At 44.8% G+C, this 2,433-nt stretch carries 3 protein-coding genes; 1 reads left to right on the forward strand and 2 read right to left on the reverse strand.

Annotated features, from left to right (window positions below; genetic code table 11):
* The coding region (locus tag A3761_RS13375; protein ID WP_068750339.1) for a hypothetical protein at positions 1-499 on the reverse strand (499 nt) is incomplete at its 3' end.
* A 149-nt stretch (positions 500-648) separates the two neighbouring features.
* On the opposite strand from A3761_RS13375, the gene A3761_RS13380 reads away from it, so the two are divergent.
* Positions 649-1,404, forward strand: a complete 756-nt coding sequence (locus tag A3761_RS13380; protein ID WP_068514435.1) for a sulfite exporter TauE/SafE family protein — start codon at positions 649-651, stop codon at positions 1,402-1,404.
* 303 nt (positions 1,405-1,707) lie between these two features.
* Here A3761_RS13380 and pyrE read toward each other — a convergent pair whose 3' ends face one another.
* Positions 1,708-2,352, reverse strand: coding sequence for an orotate phosphoribosyltransferase (pyrE, locus tag A3761_RS13385; protein ID WP_068514477.1), 645 nt, complete (start codon positions 2,350-2,352; stop codon positions 1,708-1,710).
* Between the last annotated feature and the right edge of the window lie 81 nt (positions 2,353-2,433).

Genomic DNA, 2,433 nt, shown 5'->3' on the forward strand with positions numbered 1-2,433 from the left:
GTCGTTGGCGATTGGCTGCTTGTGCTTCTTCCTCAATAATGCCATTTTTACTGGCATCAATCTTAGTACGTTTTACCAGAATAAGCCCTTTGATATCTTGAACTCGGCGAGACAGGACTCGCACGGCATCATTTGGATGACTGTAAAGTTGTTTAAGTTCGCCGTCGATGAGGGCTTGTTTTTCAGCTTCAATTTTCTGTAGGCGCTCTTGTTCTAGGGCGGCGTCTCGGGCAGCAATTTGCTCGGCTGTTAGTTCTGGCGCGACAACTTGGATAACTCTGCCCTGTCTATTCAAAATATCGTAGCCTTTTTTGACATATTCAGGAGGAATAGTCTGATTGAGCACATAGGTTCCCTGATTGTCTTTATACCGGTATAGTTGCGCCGCAGATGCATGCGTAGCCACCAAAGAAAGACTGCATAGCAGTAGCAGGGCAACCACGGCTAGCCGCTTGCCAGTATGCTTGAAGATATAAGGTCGTCGTGAAGTATGAATCATTCTAATATCTAAATATTTTTCGGATATCCAAAGTATATCTGATTTTTTTATGCTTTTGTGTTGCAAGAAATTTAATTTATTGAGTGTTTGTTCAGCAATATGCAAAGAGTGGCATTTTCTCTGTTGAGCACTGATAAAAGAGTTTTTATATGGAATTTCTAATTGAACAAGTTGTGCTGTTTTGCGTATCGATTATTGCAAACGGCTTGAGTGCGATGGCTGGTGGAGGCGCTGGCTTGTTACAGTTTCCTGCTTTGCTCTTTCTTGGTTTGGGTTTTACTGTCGCCTTGGCTACGCATAAAGTCGCCAGCGTTGCTTTAGGCGTTGGGGCGACTTTACGCCATATTAGAGAGAAACAGTTGAGCTTGGCTTTTGCTAGTCATATTCTGCTTTTCGGGTTGCCAGGCGTGATACTCGGTGCCTTATTGATTCTCTCTGTTCCCGATGAACTAGCCAAGCAAGCTTTAGGGGTCTTAACGATAGCTTTGGGTTTGTACTCTGTATTTAAACCGGAGCTGGGGATGACGACGACGACCAAGGTATTTAAGCGTATTCATTGGCTGATTGGCGGCTTGGTACTGTTTTTAATCGGTGTTTTGAACGGCTCGATTACCTCAGGAACAGGCCTGTTCGTTACCTTGTGGCTGGTGCTTTGGTATGGCTTGGAGTACCAGCGAGCGGTTGCCTATACCTTGATTTTGGTGGGATTGTTTTGGAATGGTGTGGGGGCGCTTACGCTGGCCTTACAGACCGAGGTTAAGTGGTCGTGGGTACTTCCTTTGGTTTTGGGGGCTTTAGCTGGAGGCTACCTTGGAGCGCATCTATCGATCGCCAAAGGAAATAAAATTGTTAAGCGCTGTTTTGAAGTAGTGACCATTTTGGTTGGGGTGTCTTTGCTGGTGTAGAGACAGATACTCATCTGCCAGCAAACAAACTTGTCTAGGTCGCAGGCCGCTCCGTGACCTCTGTGGTGAGTGCTTATCTGGGTTTCGTTCTTTAAGAGATCAAACACTTGAACCACAGAGAACACCGAGCGCTTCGCTGCACAGAGAAGACATGGAGAAAAACATTTTTAGTTTTTATCTCTTCTCTGTGTAGGCCGAAGGCCTCTCTGTACCCTCTGTGGTTAATGGTTTTTTGGGTTTAGTTCTTTAAGAGATCAAACACTTGAACCACCGAGAACTTCGCTGCACAGAGGTTATGATCAATCAAGCAATCCCAAACTGTGATCTATATGCAGAAACGGCATCCGCGTACTGCGATAAACTTGCATCATCCTGAATGTAGTCTAATACTTGAGTTAAGTTGACGATACTGGCGACTGGGATATTAAAGTCTCTTTCGACCTCTTGAATGGCAGACAACTCGCCCTGACCCTTTTCCTGGCGGTCAAGTGCAATCAGAACACCTGCTGGCTCCGCACCTGCGGCCTCAATGATTTTGATCACTTCGCGAATTGCCGTACCTGCCGTAATCACATCGTCGATAATCATTATCTTGCCTTTAAGTGGTGCGCCAACGAGCGTGCCACCTTCACCGTGAGCTTTTGCTTCTTTACGGTTGAATGCAAAGGGCGTGTTAATGTTATGCAATGAAGAAAGACAGACTGCTGTAGCAGAGCCTAAAGGAATGCCTTTATAGGCAGGACCAAATAGAACATCGAAGGGAATATCCGAGTCAACCAGTGTTTGGGCATAAAATGACCCAAGCTTGGCAAGTGATAAACCATCGTCGAAAAGACCCGCATTAAAAAAATAAGGGCTAACACGGCCAGACTTAAGGGTGAATTCGCCGAACTTCAAAACGTTCTTTTGGATAGCAAATTCAATGAATTCGCGCTGGTGGGGCTTCATATTTGTATTTTCTTGCATTAATTGCGCCTAAATTGAAAGATATTACAGTGTTTTTCTTTTCAAAAAATGTGAATTAAGTAT

It is taken from the genome of Oleiphilus sp. HI0123, assembly GCF_001635315.1.